The 19,371-nt window shown below is 47.3% G+C and carries 18 protein-coding genes; 6 read left to right on the top strand and 12 right to left on the bottom strand.

The features are described from left to right. Positions 1-138: 138 nt before the first annotated feature. Positions 139-495, top strand: a complete 357-nt coding sequence (locus MMG82_RS01035) for a hypothetical protein (RefSeq protein WP_037422696.1) — start codon at positions 139-141, stop codon at positions 493-495. Position 496: 1 nt separating this feature from the next. Here MMG82_RS01035 and MMG82_RS01030 read toward each other — a convergent pair whose 3' ends face one another. Further along, complete coding sequence (locus MMG82_RS01030) at positions 497-2,344, bottom strand: alkaline phosphatase D family protein (protein ID WP_241406293.1); 1,848 nt, start codon at positions 2,342-2,344, stop codon at positions 497-499. Between the two features lie 180 nt (positions 2,345-2,524). Between MMG82_RS01030 and MMG82_RS01025 the strand changes: the two genes are divergently transcribed. The 4 genes from MMG82_RS01025 to MMG82_RS01010 are packed head-to-tail and all read left to right on the top strand — an operon-like array spanning position 2,525 to position 5,786. Further along, positions 2,525-3,445, top strand: a complete 921-nt coding sequence (locus MMG82_RS01025; RefSeq protein ID WP_241406278.1) for an SDR family oxidoreductase — start codon at positions 2,525-2,527, stop codon at positions 3,443-3,445. 2 nt (positions 3,446-3,447) lie between these two features. Continuing rightward, positions 3,448-4,731 (top strand): HAMP domain-containing sensor histidine kinase, encoded by a 1,284-nt coding sequence (locus tag MMG82_RS01020; RefSeq protein ID WP_088586598.1) that lies wholly within the window; start codon positions 3,448-3,450, stop codon positions 4,729-4,731. After that, positions 4,728-5,273, top strand: coding sequence for a response regulator (locus tag MMG82_RS01015; protein WP_037428969.1), 546 nt, complete (start codon positions 4,728-4,730; stop codon positions 5,271-5,273). Before MMG82_RS01020 ends, MMG82_RS01015 begins: the two co-directional genes overlap by 4 nt. 36 nt (positions 5,274-5,309) lie before the next feature. Further along, positions 5,310-5,786, top strand: a complete 477-nt coding sequence (locus MMG82_RS01010; protein ID WP_144346444.1) for a hypothetical protein — start codon at positions 5,310-5,312, stop codon at positions 5,784-5,786. A gap of 60 nt (positions 5,787-5,846) precedes the next feature. On the opposite strand, the gene MMG82_RS01005 is transcribed toward MMG82_RS01010, so the two are convergent. From MMG82_RS01005 to MMG82_RS00960, 10 genes are all read right to left on the bottom strand, one after another. Beyond that, positions 5,847-6,557 carry an SDR family oxidoreductase gene (locus tag MMG82_RS01005; protein WP_144346443.1) on the bottom strand — a complete coding sequence of 237 codons (711 nt, stop codon included), beginning with the start codon at positions 6,555-6,557 and terminating at the stop codon, positions 5,847-5,849. Positions 6,558-6,582: 25 nt separating this feature from the next. Continuing rightward, a complete protein-coding gene (locus MMG82_RS01000) occupies positions 6,583-8,160 on the bottom strand; it encodes a cryptochrome/photolyase family protein (protein WP_241406277.1) in 1,578 nt (525 codons plus the stop codon). A gap of 316 nt (positions 8,161-8,476) precedes the next feature. After that, positions 8,477-9,388 (bottom strand): hypothetical protein, encoded by a 912-nt coding sequence (locus MMG82_RS00995; RefSeq protein WP_241406276.1) that lies wholly within the window; start codon positions 9,386-9,388, stop codon positions 8,477-8,479. A 514-nt stretch (positions 9,389-9,902) separates the two neighbouring features. Continuing rightward, a complete protein-coding gene (locus tag MMG82_RS00990; RefSeq protein WP_241406275.1) occupies positions 9,903-10,490 on the bottom strand; it encodes a DMP19 family protein in 588 nt (195 codons plus the stop codon). A gap of 79 nt (positions 10,491-10,569) precedes the next feature. Further along, complete coding sequence (locus tag MMG82_RS00985) at positions 10,570-10,956, bottom strand: DUF971 domain-containing protein (protein ID WP_133178288.1); 387 nt, start codon at positions 10,954-10,956, stop codon at positions 10,570-10,572. A gap of 145 nt (positions 10,957-11,101) precedes the next feature. Further along, a complete protein-coding gene (hslU, locus tag MMG82_RS00980) occupies positions 11,102-12,430 on the bottom strand; it encodes an ATP-dependent protease ATPase subunit HslU (protein ID WP_055648059.1) in 1,329 nt (442 codons plus the stop codon). A gap of 18 nt (positions 12,431-12,448) precedes the next feature. Next, on the bottom strand, positions 12,449-12,973 hold the full coding sequence (hslV, locus tag MMG82_RS00975; protein WP_011073856.1) for an ATP-dependent protease subunit HslV: 525 nt from the start codon (positions 12,971-12,973) through the stop codon (positions 12,449-12,451). Between the two features lie 254 nt (positions 12,974-13,227). Then, complete coding sequence (gene fliB, locus MMG82_RS00970; protein ID WP_241406274.1) at positions 13,228-14,406, bottom strand: flagellin lysine-N-methylase; 1,179 nt, start codon at positions 14,404-14,406, stop codon at positions 13,228-13,230. A 243-nt stretch (positions 14,407-14,649) separates the two neighbouring features. Beyond that, positions 14,650-15,237: a type II secretion system protein gene (locus MMG82_RS00965; RefSeq protein WP_047540133.1), complete on the bottom strand. Its 588-nt coding sequence runs from the start codon at positions 15,235-15,237 to the stop codon at positions 14,650-14,652. A 424-nt stretch (positions 15,238-15,661) separates the two neighbouring features. Next, positions 15,662-16,264 (bottom strand): response regulator, encoded by a 603-nt coding sequence (locus MMG82_RS00960; RefSeq protein ID WP_037422732.1) that lies wholly within the window; start codon positions 16,262-16,264, stop codon positions 15,662-15,664. A 208-nt stretch (positions 16,265-16,472) separates the two neighbouring features. On the opposite strand from MMG82_RS00960, the gene MMG82_RS00955 reads away from it, so the two are divergent. Further along, positions 16,473-18,278, top strand: coding sequence for a sensor histidine kinase (locus MMG82_RS00955; RefSeq protein ID WP_088586605.1), 1,806 nt, complete (start codon positions 16,473-16,475; stop codon positions 18,276-18,278). A 78-nt stretch (positions 18,279-18,356) separates the two neighbouring features. Here the strand turns inward: MMG82_RS00955 and MMG82_RS00950 are convergent, their stop codons facing one another. After that, positions 18,357-19,268 carry a LysR family transcriptional regulator gene (locus MMG82_RS00950; protein ID WP_055648056.1) on the bottom strand — a complete coding sequence of 304 codons (912 nt, stop codon included), beginning with the start codon at positions 19,266-19,268 and terminating at the stop codon, positions 18,357-18,359. Positions 19,269-19,371 lie beyond the last annotated feature (103 nt).

Below are 19,371 nucleotides of genomic sequence, written 5' to 3'. Positions count from 1 at the left end.
GGGCGGTGTACAAATTTTAATACTGTTCTGTGCGTGCCAGCTTTGGTTTTAAACTAGTTGGCGGTAGCCTTATATGGTTATGATACTGTCCGACCAACGTTTCAGTGCTGCGTTTTATCGGCCCATTAGGATGGTAAGATGACCAAATCTGCAATCATTTCAATTTTGCTCTGTCTCGCAGTGCTTTTAGGCGCCATGTATGTTGGTAACTGGACGAAACATCCTTATGTTCATGAGTTGACAACAGAGATCCGTAAAGCGAGTGCGGTAATCGAACCCAAAAAGCCAAGTGCAGAGATCATGCAGGAGGATGAGAGTAAAGCCGAATCGTCATCCTCACCAAAGGTCATTTGGGATCAGATGTTAGATAATACCTCGCCGCTAAAGCGTCCCGAGTCACAGCTATTTAATCAGAGCTTACCCAAGCAAGAAGATAGCGCGGTAACGCCAGCTAATTCGGCCGTGGTTGAAAAGCGTGTTGAACCGTTGCAATAAGCTATTCTTGCCTCGGTGGTTCGAACCGAGTTTCGCTCATATCCCCATGTAATACGGCAATTTTAGTGGGCTCACCATTATCAGCTAATACCAAAATGCCGATGCCGCTGCGGTTGACTAAACGCTTGCTCCGTTCGCCATTTGGCCGTCTGCCCCGTAATGACATTCGCTTTCGCTTGGTAAATAGGTTCAATGGTGAGAAGTGGCCGTAAAGCCAACCATTGAGCTTGTCGAAAAGTGGCAGCAGTTTTTCGGGGAACTGGTTTTTAATCCCGCTACAGGTAATTTGGTAAATATTTGGGCTGCTACGGCGAAAGCGAATGCTGATGTCATAGGCAAAGGAATAGTGCACATCCCCCGAGAGGATAACGAATTGCTCTGGGGTCTTGCGGTGCATAAAGATGCTTAGCAAAGCATTGGCTGCGCCCGGATGCGCCATCCAGTTTTCCGCATCAACCAGCAGCGAAGCGCCCATAAAAGTGGCCATGCGTTGCACCGCCTCAATCACTTTGACACCAAACATCGGCGCGGGCGAGACGATAATGACCTTAGATTGACCAAGTAGCGCCTGCTGTAAATCCATTAAGGCTTCCCAATCCATTAAGCCCGAGGGTTTGGCGAGATTCGATTCGCTGCGCCAACGGCGGGTGCGAGTATCGAGTACAACCAGCTTGGGTGAGGTGTCTAAGCTGTAATGCCATTGCTCAAATGTCAGTAAGAGATCAATCAAGGCATCCTGAGTGTTAGGGGCGGGGCGATTGAAAAACGCATCTAACTTTGGGCGAACCTCGGCATTAAATTTATCCGGTGCATTACCTAATCCTTGGAATAGGGTATAGGCAATCAAGGCATTACCAATGATTCGTTTAGAAAATGCATGACCGTAGGCGGCTTGTTCCCATTTAGCGGTGAGATTCCAATCATCGGTAATATCATGGTCATCAAACATCATATACACGGGAATATGCGCCATAAGGCGCCTAACCTGAGTGAGTCCCGCTTTAAAGGCCAGTAAGTTTTGCCATTCTTTTTGCCAACGCAGCTTGTTGGCGGCAGAGAGACCGTCGACATCCTTGGGTAAATCAACCAACTCCCATAGTTCGGGCGACCAAGTGAGTAGGTATAGGGCAATCATCTCACTCAGGCTAACTAAATGGTTTTCAGCGATGGATGAGGTAAATATCGGATGGTTGACATACCAGCGCCAAAGCGCAGTTTTGGCGGGATATTCGGTACGTGGCAGCAGCGTTTTATGGCGTAAGTACAAGCTATCGGCTTGATAACGGATTGCCTCGCTTCCCGCAATAGTGGCGCCGTGAAAGGCTTCATGGTGCAGGCCGAGTTTTTCGATCACCTGACCAATGGCGCATAACATGGGGCCAGCCACATCATCCACATAAACTTGATCGCCACTGAGCATTAACAGGGCTGGGCGCTGCTGCGAATCCTTATCGATAAGTGTTGCTAGCTTAGTATCGGCGGCGACTAAGGCATCCTCGCTATGGTGGTGGGGGTTGCGGCATGAGCCATGCCATACCTGTTTGAGTTCGGTGCAAAAGTAAACCTGGGGTGAGTCGGCACCGCTATAGTGCAATCCATTGACACCATTGAAAATATCGCCAATCTCCTTAGCCGAAACGCGGTATGGAATAGCCGTTTCAGGCGTAAGCAGTGTAGGTCGCGACACACTAATCAAATATTGAAAGGCGTGCTTGCCGAGTGGTATGCAATGGACTTCTTCCTCTGCTAACCCATAACTTTGCTCCCCTAAGGCCAGTTGTAACTCAGTCAATGGCTCGCGGCTCACAAACCAGAGGGTAAAGTGCGAGGCATCGCAGTGGCGCAGCATCGGGCCTGCGAGGATAAGGGGAAGTGCTTGAGTCAAATTCAGCCTTTTGTTGTTAATCAGGTCGAGTGGGATAAACCCAAATCAGCTTAAGTACGGGCAAATAAGAGTAAACAAGTGCGTTGAATATGAAAAGCTTTTAGAATTATCCGCCAAATGGGTGGCTAAGGAGTTTGGGGCAATATGGCAAATATTATGGTGACGGGCGCAACCGGATTGCTCGGCAGGGCGGTCGTTAAACAGTTAACTGCCGCAGGGCATAAGGTGATTGCCACCGGCTTTAGCCGCGCCGAAGCGAATATCCATAAACTCGATTTAACCCAAGCTATTACAGTAGAAGCCTTTATTGCCCACGAACGGCCAGAGATTATCGTGCACTGTGCCGCTGAGCGTCGCCCCGATGTGTCCGAGCGCTCGCCTGAGCAGGCTTTGACGCTGAATTTGAGCGCCAGCCAAACCCTTGCTAAGGCCGCTAAACAGCATGGAGTTTGGCTGCTGTATATCTCAACCGACTATGTGTTTGATGGCACAACGCCGCCCTATGCCGAAGATGCCGCACCCAATCCAGTCAACTTTTATGGTGAGTCTAAATTACAGGGCGAAACCTGTGTGCTGAATACCGACAGCAGTTTTGCGGTATTACGTTTACCTATCCTCTACGGAGAAGTGACTCAACTGAGCGAATCTGCGGTATTAGTGTTAATCAATCAATTGTTAGATAGCAGGCCGCAGCGGGTCGATGCTTGGGCCATTCGCTCGCCCACCTCGACGGCGGATATTGCTGGCGCCATCGCTAAGTTGCTCAAGCGGCAGTTACATGCTGCCGATGTATCAGGGATTTATCATTTTAGTGCGCCGCAAACCATGACTAAGTACCAAATGCTACTGAGCTTAGGTGAGTTATTGGCGATTGATACTGCGCATTTAACTCCAGAAATGACACCGATGGATAGCGCTAAAAGGCCGCAGGATTGCACCTTAAGTTGCGGGCGTTTAGCGGCGCTGGGCATTTATTCTGAGTTGGAATTTAGCGCAGGGCTTAATCAGGCGCTCGCTCAATCCAGTGCAGCACTTGCAGCTGCTGGCCTTAAGCTTAAGGAATAATCATGGTTAAAATTTTAGGAGCGAATCTGCAAGCCGCCGACCAAGTGGCGCTGCTGCGCACCTTAGGTTTATTGCTGCAAATTGGTTTGACGTTGTTTGCCGCCGATACCTTTGGCCTGAGTTTGCAAATGGAGCCGCTCATGCACGTTTTTGTGCTAGAGGTGCTCTATCTTTCGCTCACATTAGCATTACGTAAACCCTTGTTTGCGAAAGAGCGTGGTCTGTTTATCGCCCTAAGTCTGGATACGTTGTTTTGGATCTCTTGGCTGTATTTTTCGGGCGGGGCGACCAATGCGTTTATTTCGCTATTATTGTTACCTATCGCCTTGGCCGCGGTCACATTGCCCATTTGGGCCCCTTGGAGCCTGACCGCGATATCAACCCTCGCCTATAGCTTGATGATTTTTACCGTGCCAGAGTCGCAGATGCAGCACCACGGCATGGATATGAGTTCCCACTATTTAGGCATGTGGTTTAACTTTGTGATTTCAGCCTTAGTGCTGACCACCAGCGTGGCGCTGATCGCCAAACGTATGCGCCGTCAGGATGCGCAGCTTGCCTATATGCGCGAAGGGCAGTTAAGACAAGAACAGTTAGTGGCGCTCGGCACTGTGTCGGCGCAAATGGCCCATCAATTAGCGACGCCACTCTCAACACTGCATTTATTGCTCGATGAATTAAGGGAAGAAACCCCCGAACCCTCAATAACCTTAGTTGAAATGGAAACCGCACTGGGGCGTTGTGAGCACACCTTGGCGGAGCTGCGATTGGCAACGGAGTCGATTCGTGACCGTCGTCAGCGGCCTCAAAATCTCACTGAGCTGGTGGCTGGATTAAAACAGAAAACCCAGTTATTGATGCCGCAAACAGAACTCAATTGGTTGATAACCTGTGAGCCTAAGCTGCTAGAAGAAAAGCAGATCTTAACCGATATGAGCTTAACCCCCGCGATTATGGCCTTGATTGAAAACGCCGCCCGCGCCAGTGTCGAAACCATAGGTACTTCGCAGGTGGATATTAGCGTCGATTGTTCGCCAAGCGAGGGGCAGGCTTATTTGCAGATCCGTGATTATGGCGCGGGTATCGCCCCTTCATTATTGCCACAATTAGGCACCTTATTAATCGAAAGCCCTAAAGGCTTAGGCGTAGCCTTGTTACTGAGCCATGCTAGCTTGGAGCGTTTAGGCGCGGAGCTTATTCTGGCAAATCATCCCCAAGGCGGCACAGTGGCGCAAATTCGTTTTACACTCTTGGCGCCTAAAGTACCAACTGGAGAAACCGTATGAAACGGCTATTGATTATTGAAGATGATCAAGCGCTTGCAGGTATTTTAGCGCGGCGTTTGACTCGCCATGGGTTTGAATGTCGTTTAAGTCACGATGCCAGTAGTGCCCTGCTGGTGGCGCGTGAGTGTTGCCCAACCCATATCCTGCTGGATATGAAATTGGCCGAGGCCAACGGCCTGAGTTTAATTGTGCCGCTGCGTAATTTGTTACCCAAAGTGGTGATGGTGCTACTGACGGGCTACGCCAGCATTGCCACCGCGGTGGAGGCGATTCGTCTTGGCGCGGATAACTATCTGGCTAAACCCGTCGATACCCAAACCCTGCTAGCTGCCTTTGAGCTTGATGCTTACCCTAATACCTTGCAAGAAGATGATGTTGACGACTCACCGCTTAATCCTAAACGGCTGGAGTGGGAACATATTCAGCAGGTGCTCAATGCTAATCAGGGCAATGTGTCGGCTACCGCTCGGCAACTGGGTATGCACCGCCGTACCTTGCAGCGTAAGTTATTAAAGAAACCGGTGAGTGAAACGGGCCGCTAAAGTAAACGAGTATTCGCTCAAGGAAGGAGGCGTGGAATGCGTGAGTATGATGGTGTTGAGGTGCGTTATCGCAGGCCCGATGCCGATTTAGCTAAAAGCTTACAAGTGGTTGAAAATCTATTGGGCTTTGCCCCCGATCCGCAGCAGTTAGACTTTGATTTATCCTTTTGGGCGGGCGGTGCTGGGGTATACGATAAGTTGGCGATCTCCTGCAATGTCACGCCCGAGCAGTGGCAAACACTCAAGCAAAAGCTGGACTTATATTCCCCCGAAGAGATGGTTGCGAGGGATGATTGCCGTGAGGACTTTATTTGGTTAGTCGCCGACGATGGGGAGTGCAGTGATATTTTGGCGGCTTCGGCGCAGTTTATTAACGACAATAAAGCTGCCTTCCAAGAAACTTGCCTTGAATCCCATGCCATTTATTTCAGCTATATGAGCGATGTGAACGGCTGGACCGCCGTATGGGGGCAAGGCAGCCGCATCAATTATGCCTACTTTTGTCAGGGTTAAGAGGTGCCAAGGTTAAGAGGTGCCAAGGTTTATCTGTATCAGTGCTAAACGCTTGTGTCGCTACCAAGGCAGTTCTACCCCATCGTAGGCCAAAAATTGCCCTGTTTGAGTCGGGGTGGCATTGGTAATAATGCCCACTAAACACTGGGCAACGTACTCTGGTGTAAACAATTTTTCTTTGGGCACACTCTGCTGAAAAGGTTTGGATAATGGCGTATCCGTAGTGCCGGGATGCAGTGACAGCACCACGCAGTGTTTGATGCTTCTTTGCCATTCAATCGATAGCGTTTTAAGGAACATATTCAGCGCCGCTTTCGAGGCGCGATAACTGTACCAGCCACCCAAGCGGTTATCGCTAATGCTGCCGACTCTCGCCGAAATCACCGCAAATCTTGCTGAGTTACTTTGTTTTAAGGCATGGTAGAAGTGTTTTGCCAGCATCATGCTGGGAAGGGTGTTTAGCTTGATATTATCCAGGAAAAAGTCCCCATCGAGGGTCTGTAAGCTTTTTTCTGGCCCCTTATCCTCGGTGTGCAGCATGCCAATACAGTTAATCAGCCAATCTAACTGGGGGATATTTTGACTCAGTTGCTTAATTTCCTCCTCAAGGGTGATATCCAACTGATGCCAGATAACGCCATCGTCTCGCCCAGTATCGGGCCTATGCTGTTTATAGGTCGCATGAATAGTGGCTTCGGGATAGGTTTCGCCAAGCTTATTGACCATCGCTTGACCTATACCACCGCTGCCGCCCAGTACTAGAATATGCATGGCTTTTCTCCTCAATACTCAGTCGTTATAGCCGTTCAAGTTGCGCTATATGCTGTTCCGCAGTGGCCAAAATCGCCTGTTTAACCGACTCCTCGGTGTTATCCCAAGTGCGGTACAGCATGGCGATGCGTGGATTATGGGTGAGCTGTGCGCGGTGTTTATCCATAAAGCGCCAATATAGGCTGTTAAATGGGCAGGCTGATTCGCCGCTACGTTCTTTTATCTTGTAATGACAACTGCCGCAGTAATCACTCATTTTATTGATATAACTGCCGCTTGCGGCATAGGGTTTAGTGCCGACGATGCCGCCATCGGCGAATAGCGCCATGCCACGAGTGTTGGGCATTTCGACCCATTCAATCGCATCCACATACACGCCTAAGTACCATTTATCCACTTCATCGGGGGCGATTTCGGTCAATAAACAAAAGTTGCCAATCACCATCAAACGTTGAATATGATGGGCATAGGCAAAATCCAGTGACTGAGATAAGGCGTGGTGCAGGCAATTCATTCGAGTCTTGCCATGCCAAAAGTAGTCGGGCAGCTTGCGCGTGGCCTCGAGGGCATTAATGTTGGCGTAGTTGGGCATATTCGCCCAATAGATGCCGCGCACATATTCACGCCAGCCGAGGATTTGCCGAACAAAGCCTTCGACCTGGGCTATCTCAATAAAAGGATTAGCATGATAGTGCTCAATCACCGCATTGATCACTTCTAATGGGCTGATAAGTTTGGCGTTTAAGCTAAAGGACAGCCGACTGTGATACAGGCTCCACTGCGCTGGATGTTGCTGAGTCATCGCATCTTGAAACCGGCCAAAGGCGGGCAGGCAGTATTCACAAAAATACTGAAGTAATTCGAGGCTTTGTGCGCGGTTTATCGGCCAGAGTAAATGCGTATCCGCCTTGCCCATAGTATTAATCCCATGGCGTTGAAGACGCTCGAGAATGTCTTGCACATTGTGGCCAAACATCAAGGGTGTTGGGAGCGATTTGATATCTTGGGATTTAAGCTTTTGCCTGTTGTTGGCATCAAAATTCCACTGCCCGCCAACGGGCTTGCCATCCGTCATTAAGATATTGAATTTTTTGCGCATTCGCCGATAAAAATGCTCCATCAGCCTGTGTTGCCCTTGGGGGAATTCCCTATCAATTTCGTCAAAGGGGAATAAAAAGTGCTCGGTATCGACGCAATTCACCACGGCATTGGCCAACTTCAACTGGCTTAGTTGCGCGAGGAGTCGATATTCGTCAGGCCGTTGATATTCAAACTTAATCGCCCCCGTTTCGGCGACAAAATACTCTAGTAATGCGTTGAGATCGACAAAGTCTTGGGTATCGTCGAGGGTGAGGTAACGCACTTGATGCCCCGCAGCGCCAAGCTCGCTGGCAAACTGCGCCATGGCGCCAAAGAAGGCGCAAATCTTTTGCATATGGTGCGTCACATAGGTATTTTCTTGATGCAATTCTGCGATTAAATACAGCACCTTAGGGTCGACTTGCTGATACCAAGTATGCAGGGCGTTAAGCTGATCGCCTAAAATCAGCCTGACCGTATGGAAGTGCTGTAATTGCTGCTGTGATTGCTGCCGTAATTGCATTTGGTGGACTCTGGTGGATGACTGTCGCGGTTACATATTTCGCGATGGGATATTGCTGAACATTACGGATTGCAGCACTGTGAGGATCACAAGGCGGGGTATTTGTCGGGATTTCGACAATAAGGTTTACCTAAGCTCGGTTTGATTGCTTTTTAAAAGCAAAGTCAAAGTCGTGGGGCTTCCAAACTTCTGATAGTTAGGTATTAGCTGTTAATCTCAAAAGAATCTTGCCTGCACCATCTTTTACCTTCTTTACGTTTGCGCACAACCTGCACTGACTAAAAATTTAACAATGGTTGTTTCAATAACATTCTTGTTATAAACAACTTCCACTTACATACCATTTACTTATGTTAGGAAAAGGTCGATTCTTTTGGCTTAGGTTTAATCGAACATTATCCCAATCTAACAATAGTGGAAACTTATCTATAGGAGTTGCTGTTGGTTCATCTATTTCCACCATATAAGCATATATTCCTAGTGCATCACCTTTATTCGCTTCTTTGTAACGAACAATTACACCTTCAATATCTGTTCTGGAGGATGAAACATTTTCTTGTATTAGCTCTCGAACCCGACGGTGTACATTGCTAAAACTACCAACATAGATTCTTATAGCTTTAACCAGTTCAACTTTTGAGGGCATTTCATTGAAAACAACTTTTTTAAAGTCTTTATTTTGGGACAAAGTCTCTTTGGTTGAGTAGATTTTCAATTTATGGATCAATTCTCTAGTTTTGTCTTCACCAATCCATGTACTTGGTAAAGAGATTGAATCTACTGCTAAACCGTAATGTTGGACGTGGTTTCTTAAGGCTTCCATGAATCTATATTCAAAGGAAGTGTCGTACTCTTCACTAAAGTAACTTTTTACTTCTTTACCATATTCTTTTTTACAGTTCATACAAATACGAACATGCTTCTCTAAATGGTCATAATATAGCTTTGTTGAAGTAAGTAGGTTTACTACTCTTCTATTTATTTCACTTTGTATTTCATACATATGTTGATATGAGGGAGTATCAAAAATCATTTTCTGAGTAAGTTGAATTAAAATTTCCTTTTCTAATTCGAAGAAGTTAGAGGCAAGAAGATCGTACTTTTCTTCAATCGCTTTTGCCGATAAAAGTACTTCTCTTGAGCGTTTCAGTTTGTCAAACTCTAACTCATCAATTTTTAACGCAACAGTTGGCCCAATTATCATTTGCTTAATAAAGAAGTGCTTCATATTTTCCTATTCGATCTACTTATGACATTTGTATAATGTGCAAAAATAAAGGACATGCAAGACTTTTTTAGATTACAGCTAACACTGAACTCACAGAAGTTCACCTCCCCTCGGAGTTGCCGCAGGGCGAATAGACAAATTGCGTGAGTCTTGCCATGGATGGCAAGCTAGCTTTCGCAGGTGCAGGGGCGAATGAAAATCAGTGATTTTCGCGCTTATGAGCGAGAGGTAGGGACTGCCGAACTGGGCGCTTTACATGGATGTAAAGCCCATCCTTCGGAAGCGATAGCAAATTTGGCAATGAGCCCAAGGGGCTTTCAACTCAGTTAGGGGCGTCTTGGAGCATCCAAGGGCGAAGGCCAAAGGCCGTTTTGAGCGCGAGATAGGGATATCGAGCTGGCTATTTAACATGGACGTTTTTGATAGGACGAGCAGTCCTCCTTGGTCGGCTCTTTATTAAAAATCAGGGGGTGAAGCCCCACGACTTTAAGTGTTATTGCGATAAATAGAATATTTATCGGCTAGATACGACCAATCCAGTTTGTATTGCATAGCTCTCTAGCTTGATATCAAGATTATCCAAATCTTTATAAAACTCATCATCGAGTTGATTGAGTCGGGCTTCGGCGACTGGATTATCGGTTGCGGCGAGGCGTTGGTCTCTGTCGGTAGGGACGGGATGGTCGCCAAATACCGCCTGTTTAGCCTGTTGTAATAGGGCTAACGAGTGCAAAGCGCCAATTTGCTGAAGGCCGCGCTCGGCAACTTCATAATGCCCGCCCGATGAGTTATCGAAGTACTGGATAAAGCCGCCGTTATAGACTTCGCCAGAGAGACAATTGACGGCGTAATAGTGCTGCGCCGCTTCGCTTAACGTGTGAAAGCCCTGTTTATCATCGTGCACCCGCACCACAATATCTCGCCACAGCGCTCTAAAAGGGCAGGTTTTATCTAATTCCCGCTCCTTTTGATAATAGGCTTTTGCCTGTTCGATATTTTCGCGATTGCCGTTTTTGCAGGGCATACATAAGCCTGCGTTTCGCTCGGCAGTGCTGGGCATGATTAAGGTTTGGCAAGCTGTGCAGGGGACTTTTTCCGACATTATCTTTCCTTAGACTCGTCAGCGGGTAAGCACTCAAGGAGAGTCTTGAGCGCTCTCCTTGAACAATGGCGTTAACTGATTAGTTGTACTTAATATTCATCGCGATCAAGGGTTCGCGGGAAGCCTTTTCGGCTCGCAGGCGTGCTAGGTACTTTTCCCATAGTTCCACTTGGTGAGTGGCGAGATCATAAAGCACTTGCCATGAGAACAGCCCAGTATCGTGGCCATCGTCGAAGACGATTTTTACCGCGTAGTTACCTACGGGTTCGATGCGGGTGATATTCACATTTTTCTTATGGGTGACCAGCTTAGGGTTACCGTGACCATGCACTTCGGCGGAGGGAGAATAGACGCGTAACATCTCACAGCTGAGTTGATACTGCTCGCCGTTATCGAAGCTGATTTCTAAAATGCGCGATTTACGCTTGAGCTTAAGATCGGTGACATTGGGTGTGCTAGTGGTCATAGGTAGTGCCAAGAAAATGCTGAGAATGGACAAGCTGTAACATAACAATTTGTGGCTAAGGTTACAAAGTGTAAGCCTTAGCCACAGTCACAATTTTGCACTCAATGTTCGGAACGAACATTGTAGGCTTGGATAACAGCCCTGGTTACAGGATAAAGCGGCTTAGGTCTTCGTCTTGAACCAGATTATCTAAGTGAGCACTCACATAATCGGCATCAATCACAAATGAGCTGCCAGACTTGTCAGAAGCCTCATAGGAGATATCTTCCATCAGCTTTTCCATCACGGTATGCAGACGACGGGCACCAATGTTTTCGGTGCGCTCGTTCACCTGCCATGCCGCCTTGGCAATGCTCTCAATGCCTGACTCGGTAAACTCAATGGTTACGCCTTCGGTCGCCATCAGCGCGATATATTGCTCGGTCAGTGAGGCATGTGGCTCGGTTAAAATGCGTTTAAAATCATCGGCTGATAACGCATCTAGCTCAACGCGGATCGGTAAACGGCCTTGTAGCTCAGGGATTAAATCCGATGGTTTTGACATCTGGAATGCGCCCGAGGCAATAAACAGAATATGGTCGGTTTTCACCATGCCGTGTTTAGTGGTTACCGTGCAGCCTTCGACTAAAGGTAATAGGTCGCGCTGTACCCCTTCGCGGGAAACGTCTGGGCCTGAGGTTTCGCCACGTTTACAGATTTTGTCGATTTCGTCGAGGAACACGATACCGTGCTGCTCAACCAATTCAATGGCTTGCTCTTTTAAATCTTCTTGATTTACCAGCTTGGCCGCTTCTTCTTCGATCAACAGCTTAAAGGCTTCTTTGATCTTCATTTTGCGACGTTTAGCCGGTGCTTGGCCCATATTTTTAAACAGGCTTTGCAGTTGGTTAGTCATTTCTTCCATGCCGGGCGGTGACATGATTTCAATACCAATTTGTGGCTGGGCCACGTCGATATCGATTTCTTTGTCATCTAATTGGCCTTCGCGCAGCTTCTTACGGAAGATTTGACGGGTATTGGAGCTGGTATCGCTTTCCGTGTTATCCCAGTCATTTTTCGGCTTGGGCAGAAGGGCATCGAGAATGCGCTCTTCAGCGTGTTCTTCGGCGCGTTGGCGGCATTTGCCCATTTGCTGCTCGCGGGTCAGCTTGATGGCGATGTCGGTTAAATCACGGATGATTTGCTCGACTTCTTTACCCACGTAACCCACTTCGGTGAACTTAGTGGCTTCAACCTTGATAAATGGGGCATTGGCGAGCTTTGCCAAACGGCGGGCGATTTCAGTTTTACCTACGCCAGTTGGGCCAATCATCAGAATGTTTTTTGGGGTGACTTCTTGACGGAAATCGGCATCTAGCTGCATGCGGCGCCAGCGGTTACGCAGGGCGACGGCGACGGAACGTTTGGCCTTTTTCTGGCCGATAATGTGGGCATCCAGTTCGTGGACAATCTCACGGGGGGTCATTTCAGACATAATATTCCTCACGCCCTGTTAGTAATTAAGTTCTTCAATTGTCTTGAATTGATTGGTGAATACGCAGATATCGCCGGCAATCGTCAATGACTTTTCAGCAATTTCCAGCGCCGATAATTCGGTATTTTGCAGTAGTGCTAACGCCGCCGCTTGGGCATAGTTACCGCCCGAGCCAATGGCGACTAAATCATGCTCCGGCTGCACCACGTCACCATTACCTGTGATAATAAGTGAGGCTTCGGCATCGGCGACCACAAGCATGGCCTCGAGTTTGCGCAGCATACGGTCGGTACGCCAATCTTTGGCAAGTTCAACAGCCGATCGTAATAGATGACCTTGGTGCATCTCGAGCTTGGACTCGAAACGCTCAAATAGGGTAAAAGCGTCGGCGGTGCCGCCAGCAAAACCTGCTAATACTTTATTGTGATACAAGCGACGCACTTTTTTGGCGTTACCTTTCATGACGGTATTGCCTAGGGAGACTTGGCCATCGCCGGCGATGACAACTTGGTTATTACGGCGTACTGATACGATAGTGGTCACAATGAATCCTCTTCTCTTGCCCGCAATGAAAATCCTGCGGTGGATGATGGAGTAAATATGGGGATGGATAGTCAGAATTCAAGTTATTGCAGAAAAAGCCAATGGGGTTTGCGTGTTCGCGCGCCTTTTGCAACCAAATAACGGCAAACGGGGAAGTGGCGGCCTGCTTCAGTCTTGCCACGACTGAAGCGTCGGCTGATTCGCAAAGACTGCCGTTGGCGCTATTTCGGCAGTCTCGGTTTTACCATAGGCGATCACGAGGTTTTTAATAGACTGATGGCGGCGGGAATACTATCAATACCACATTCTTGCAGGGTCTGATTGATGCCCTCGGCAAATTTCGCTTTATGTTGGCGCACAACGCTATAGATCTGAAAACAAAGCACTATGTCACTTTCTGTCAGTCCATTATTTTTAAATGCCATGGCAGATAAGTAACAGCGGATCATAAAGCAATCTATCACGAGCAGGCGAAATGCCATCCAAGGCTGCTGTGAATCACTCATGGGGAAATGCTCATGGTAAAGCGAATATAAAATATAACGGTCAAATAAATCCTGATAATTGCTCAACGCAGGCAAGGCTTTTTCTTCCCACGCTTTATTTAAATCGTCAATTTGATATTGATTACTCTCATTACACAGCAAACCAATTGCGTCATTAAGCGAGGTAAAACGAGGCTTTAAGCTTCTTGAGTGGAGTTTGCATAATTGATCATGTATGGAAACAAAAGCATGGGTTTGAGGCTGTGGTGTGTAGGGTATTTTTTGATATTGCTCATCGATTTGATTGGTTTGGGCCAGCAAGATTAATTGTTCAAAACGCTGATCTATTTGTGCAATAGGAAGAGTATTTTGCCTCACTTGGTCACTGACTTTTACCAATAATCCTATGGCCATGAGTGCCTGTTGCCAATCCACACCCATATTAATTAATAAATCCAAACTGTAATCGTAGGTTTTTTCTAACCATGCAGGATTGGCCGCGGTTGGACGTTTGGCGCCACCGCTCTTTGCCTCAAATTGAAATGCATTGGCGTCAAATAGCACCAAGCGGGCAGCCTCAGGGCAAGATATCGTTAAACTTTCGTATTTAGTGGTTGCGATAACATTGTCACTACGGGGGTAGGTTTTACAGGTGTGACTTAAGGCTGTTTCACCAGCAGCCGCATGGATGGAACATAACTTCTGCTCGTTTACAAACGGGCATATTCCATTGGCGTTAAGTTTGATTTTTGCCCACTGATTAGCATCGGTTTTGGTTTCAATAAATGCCTCTTTGGCAAGAGACGCGAGTTTTGGATGGTTAAGGGTATTTTTGTAGCTTTTTTTGTCAAAAATGATGGTCCAGTCATGGCAGCAACTGTCTTCACATGCGGCACCTATACAACTGAATTGTGAAGCGTAGCCTGGTGTAACAATGAGATTATTCATTGGCGTTTATTCATCTGAGTGTTCCATAAACAAAAAGGTAACAAATCTATAGGATTAAGGCCAATCTTTGGTGAATTTGACGGCCGAGTGTAAAAGAAACCTTAGTGTCTACTCTTAATGAAAATGATGCGGAGGAAAACAAAGTCACTATAGGATGGATAGTCAGAATTCAAGTTATTGCATAAAAAGCCACAGGACTTTGTTGATTTTTGTCCTGTGGCGAAAGCGGATATGCTGGATGGATTAAGGTGCAGATAACGAGGAGCGGCCGACAACAGTTCGTCCATCGAGGGGATAGTATTTTAGCTCCCAATTCTCGCTGCCAAGGCGGCGATCATCCGACACATAGTTAAAGTAACAATAAGTATTAGGGTCACTTATCGCGCCGCCGCTATACCAGTAGACGATGTCGATATTGGGTGCTTGTTGCGTTTCCCAATCCGTGTGTGTGGTAAGGACAAAGTCCTGATTATCGAGTAACGATTGCCACAGTTCTCCGCAGTAAGCGCCTTGTAATTGAGTGCCTTGGCTGCTGCTTTGAGCCGTGTCTTTTCCGAGTGGAAAGCCCGTGGTGGTCGAGTCGATAGTGCCATCACCATAGCAAGCGAGATTTTGGGTATATCCCGAGTGTCCGCCCGCAAGCCAACAACTGTGATACAGCTTGACGCCAGAGGTAAAAGCAGCAAAAGCAGCTTTTGCCCGAGTATCGTGGGCATCTTGACTTAGATTCATAAAGCGCGGGGCTGCGACTACAGCAAGAATGCCTAAAATGATGATAACCACCACTAGTTCGATTAGGGTGAATCCCTTAGATGTGTGTAAACGACTCATACTGCTCACCTGTTGCCAAGATAGTCGCATTCTAACTTCATTTTGAAAAATTATCATTAAGTTATTGATAGATATTAATTTAGTTAACAATAGCGCTACATTGGTTGTTCGGGTTTTGGGCGGCGAGGCGGGGTTTGTAGGGATAAAAAAATCCCCGAGAACACTGGCCGTACTCGGGGAAAGGTTCAAAAGCAGTGGATCTTTAATGCCTACGGAGCATAAAGGAGAGAACCTAACTTTAGTGTGGCAGTGAATGGTGTTTGATACAAAGCCAAAGATGCAAACTGCGACAGCTTGTCGCAGTTTGGATGAAAACGCCGCCATCAGCGCATTCTAAATGGTCTGAGTTATATGGAATGAGCGGTTTAATCGTGACAAGCGTGGCGAGAATATATTGCGATTGTTTAGCGTGCTGGTCACTGATTTATAAAACAGAATTTAGATTTCCTAAGTGTTGTACTAACTCTGCCATATTGTTCACTTCAAGCTTTTTCATAATCTTTGCGCGATGCACTTCGATGGTTCTTAAGGATAAATACATGGCTTCGGAGATCTGTTTGTTGGTCATGCCTTGAACCACATGGGCTAATACTTGTTGTTCGCGCTCAGTCAGTTGGGCAAATTTCTGCTGCAGACTCTGTTGCTCAAAGCTGGATTGGCTTTCTTTATGTGCTTTTTCAATCGCTTGTACAAGGGCTTTACCCGACACAGGTTTTTGAAAAAAGTCGCATGCGCCTTTACGAAAAGCGCTTAATGCCATGGGTAAATCACCGTGCCCAGTGAGAAAAATCACTCCTAATGGACTTTGGGTTTCAAGTAGTTTTTGCTGCACTTCTTGGCCAGTGATCTCCGGCATTCGGCTATCTAAGATGACACAGCCCGCTTGAGTTAACGGGCATTGGGCTAAAAAATCCCGTCCACTGCTAAAGGTTTGTACTTGGTAGCCAAATTGCCCGAGCATAAATCCTAAAGAGTCGAGAATCGCTTCATCATCATCGACTAAATACAGTGGCAGCATAGTGGACATGGTTTTCCTTTTGGTGGTGGGGCTCTTTATCAGCTTAAGCCTGCCTTGTCGTAGGCTCAATTTTAAGCCTAGGTCTTGGGAGGTTTATCACTAAATTAGTCAAATCACTTTAGGGGGAATGCCAGAGTTTGGTGTTATTCACAGCATCATTTTGGCCTTGCGTATAAAGTACTCCGAATACAAAAGCATACAAGACAGGGCGATAGCAATGAGAACTTGGTGTAGGGCAATACTCGTGAGCTGCATATTGAGCGTAATGATGCTTAATTTGTCCTATGCCGATGAAGATATTCCCGTTCATGAATTTAAAGTGGGAGTGCTGGCGAATCATGGGGTGTTGCAGGCAAAACAGCGCTGGCAGCCTATGATGGATTACCTTAGCGAAAACGTCCCTAATAGCCGTTTTGAAGTGGTGCCTGTCGACTTTAATGGTATGCGTAGCCAGTTACTGAGCAATGAATTGCAGTTTATTGTGACTAACCCCGGCCAGTATCTGCACTTGAGTAATAATTTCCCCCTCTCTTGGCTCGCGACCATGAAAAGCCGTAAACATCAGGGCAGCACTTTTACCATAGGCGCGACCATTATTGTGCGTGCCGATAGCCCTATACGTAGCTTGCAGGATTTACGCGGTAAGAATGTGGTTGCTAGCGATCCGCAGGCACTTGGTGGCTATCAGGCTGCGATGGGATTACTGCATAAAATGGGTTATTTACCGGAGCAATTCTTTGGCCAAGTGCGATTTTTAGGATTTCCCCTCGCGCCGCTGATCTATCAAGTGCGCGATGGGAGTGCCGATGCCGCCATTGCGCCTTTTTGTACCCTAGAGGAAATGATTGAAACAGGGCTTATCAATAAGACGGACTATCGTGTCATTCATCCAACCCATCCTCCTGGATATGACTGCGAGGTGAGCACCCAACTCTATCCTAATTGGTCATTTGCGGCGGCGGATACGGTTTCGCCACGGATCACCATGCAAATCACCCGCGCCTTGTTTGACCTGCCCCCAGACCATGTGGCGGCGATTACCGCCGATACTTTAGGTTGGACTGCGCCGGTGAGTCAGCTAAAAGTGATTGAATTATTTAAAGAATTACAGCTGCAAGGTGCATCACCTCCCTTATATCAAACCGTGTATAAATGGATGGAGAAAAATAAAGAGTGGGGTGGGGTATTACTGCTGATCTTTATTGTATCGACCATTTATCACCTGTGGCTCGAATATAAATTCCGCCAAAAGAGCGAGTTTTTAGTCAGTACTGAGCGGCAATTAAAAGACAAGGCATTGCAGTTAGAACGCTTACAAAGTGCGGCGATCCTTGGGGAAATCGGTGCTGGGTTGGCCCATGAGCTAAATCAACCGATTGCGGCGATAACCCAATACAGTGAGGGCGCCATGATACAGCTAGAAAGGCTGGGACAGGACAACCCAGAGCTTTATGATATTTTGGGTAAAATCAATGCGCAGTCGATACGGGCCGGGGCGGTAGTACACCGTATTCGTGGCTTGCTTAAACGCCGTCAGTCGAAGGCCGAACCGCTGGATGTGACGTTAGTCGTCAAAGAGGCACTGGCCTTATTACGCCGAGAATTAGACCGAGCGGGGGTACAAGTTGACGTACAGGTGCAAGGTCGTCCCTATGAATTGATGGGCGATAGTGTTGGCTTAAGTCAAATGTGGGTCAATTTGGTGAAAAATAGCCTCGATGCGCTGGAAGCATGTGAGGATAACCGTGCACGTAAGTTAAGGATTGAGATCCACTATCAACCCACTGAAATCAAAGTATTGGTAATTGATAATGGCCAAGGTTTACAGGGGCAAGCTAATGAGTTGATGGCCTCTTTTGCCTCCACCAAAGATGCAGGGCTCGGATTAGGTTTAGCGATCTGTAAGGATGTCGTCAGCCGTCACCACGGCAGTATTGAGATTGAAAACTGCAAGCAATCGACACAAACGCCATTGCCTTGGCAGCAAGGCTGTGTGGTGACGGTGATATTACCTCGGGGCTAGAATGAATCGCCGCAGAGTTTTTAAGTATCTATCTTCAGTTGCGGGTGCAAGCTACTTTTTATCAGACCCAATTATCGTTTAAGGCGCGGGATATTCTTGGCTAAATTGCAGCAGTTTTTGGGCTAAAAATTCAATAGTGCGGCGAATTTTATGGCTAGGATAGTCGGTTTGTAGATAAACCAATTGCAGTGGCACCGCAGGCGCGAGTTTATCGGCTAAGATAAGCTGTAGTCTGCCTTCGGTGACATCCTGCGCCACATCGAGCCAGCTCTTATAGGCGATACCTCGCCCCGCCAGCGCCCAATCGCGCACAACGGCGCCATCATTGCAAAAGCGTTTGCCTCTTACTTCAATCTCTACGGTTTCACCATTATGGCTGAATTTCCATTTCTGCCATGGCTCGCCGCCACGATTTAAGATCAACACTTGGTGTTGGCTCAGCTCGTTCAGTGTTTGCGGCTCACCATATTGTGCAAGATAAGCGGGGGAGGCGACGAGCACCCTTGGCGTCATCGACAGTTGGCGCCGTTTTAGATTGGAATCTTCCAGCTGGCCATAACGCAGGGCTAAATGGATATTTTGATCGATGAGATCTGTCATATGGTCGCCAAAGTACAGCTGAATCGACAGCTCAGGCGCGCTATCCATCAGCTCATCTAGCCAATTGCGGATCCGGCTGCGGCCAATGTCCGAGGGCAGGGCAATGCGCACTTCGCCCTTAAGCTCGCCCCTATGCTCGGCCAAATTAGCGGAAGCGGTTTCGAGTAACGCAAGGGCAGGTTTAGCTGCATCGAGAAATATTCGCCCTTCTTCCGTGAGTTGCAACCGCCGAGTTGATCGCGCAAATAGCTGACAACCTAACTTTTTTTCAAGTCGTTGCAGGGCCGCACTCGCGGCGGCGGGCGTCATGCCGACTTCTTTACTGGCGGCGGACAGGCTTTCTAGTGCAGCAATACGCAGGGCGAGTTGCAGATCATTTATATGATACATATCAAATTATTTTTGAAAATGATTTAAATAATAGGCTGATTATCAATATAGATTAACTAATGCACAATTGCATCCAGATATTCAATCATCATTTATGGTTCGG

Origin of the sequence: Shewanella sp. MM_2022_3 (genome assembly GCF_022557375.1) — a bacterium.
GTDB classification, from domain to species: domain Bacteria; phylum Pseudomonadota; class Gammaproteobacteria; order Enterobacterales; family Shewanellaceae; genus Shewanella; species Shewanella xiamenensis.
The sequence above is the reverse complement of the archived record's forward strand: the minus strand, read 5'-3'. Positions and strand labels throughout refer to the sequence as shown.

Bases quoted from the DNA above. Each gene is read 5' to 3' on its own strand.
- MMG82_RS01035 (WP_037422696.1), top strand. From the start codon at position 139: ATGACCAAATCTGCAATCATTTCAATTTTGCTCTGTCTCGCAGTGCTT.
- MMG82_RS01030 (WP_241406293.1), bottom strand. From the start codon at position 2,344: ATGCTGCGCCACTGCGATGCCTCGCACTTTACCCTCTGGTTTGTGAGC.
- MMG82_RS01025 (WP_241406278.1), top strand. From the start codon at position 2,525: ATGGCAAATATTATGGTGACGGGCGCAACCGGATTGCTCGGCAGGGCG.
- MMG82_RS01020 (WP_088586598.1), top strand. From the start codon at position 3,448: ATGGTTAAAATTTTAGGAGCGAATCTGCAAGCCGCCGACCAAGTGGCG.
- MMG82_RS01015 (WP_037428969.1), top strand. From the start codon at position 4,728: ATGAAACGGCTATTGATTATTGAAGATGATCAAGCGCTTGCAGGTATT.
- MMG82_RS01010 (WP_144346444.1), top strand. From the start codon at position 5,310: ATGCGTGAGTATGATGGTGTTGAGGTGCGTTATCGCAGGCCCGATGCC.
- MMG82_RS01005 (WP_144346443.1), bottom strand. From the start codon at position 6,557: ATGCATATTCTAGTACTGGGCGGCAGCGGTGGTATAGGTCAAGCGATG.
- MMG82_RS01000 (WP_241406277.1), bottom strand. From the start codon at position 8,160: ATGCAATTACGGCAGCAATCACAGCAGCAATTACAGCACTTCCATACG.
- MMG82_RS00995 (WP_241406276.1), bottom strand. From the start codon at position 9,388: ATGAAGCACTTCTTTATTAAGCAAATGATAATTGGGCCAACTGTTGCG.
- MMG82_RS00990 (WP_241406275.1), bottom strand. From the start codon at position 10,490: ATGTCGGAAAAAGTCCCCTGCACAGCTTGCCAAACCTTAATCATGCCC.
- MMG82_RS00985 (WP_133178288.1), bottom strand. From the start codon at position 10,956: ATGACCACTAGCACACCCAATGTCACCGATCTTAAGCTCAAGCGTAAA.
- hslU (WP_055648059.1), bottom strand. From the start codon at position 12,430: ATGTCTGAAATGACCCCCCGTGAGATTGTCCACGAACTGGATGCCCAC.
- fliB (WP_241406274.1), bottom strand. From the start codon at position 14,406: ATGAATAATCTCATTGTTACACCAGGCTACGCTTCACAATTCAGTTGT.
- MMG82_RS00965 (WP_047540133.1), bottom strand. From the start codon at position 15,237: ATGAGTCGTTTACACACATCTAAGGGATTCACCCTAATCGAACTAGTG.
- MMG82_RS00960 (WP_037422732.1), bottom strand. From the start codon at position 16,264: ATGTCCACTATGCTGCCACTGTATTTAGTCGATGATGATGAAGCGATT.
- MMG82_RS00955 (WP_088586605.1), top strand. From the start codon at position 16,473: ATGAGAACTTGGTGTAGGGCAATACTCGTGAGCTGCATATTGAGCGTA.
- MMG82_RS00950 (WP_055648056.1), bottom strand. From the start codon at position 19,268: ATGTATCATATAAATGATCTGCAACTCGCCCTGCGTATTGCTGCACTA.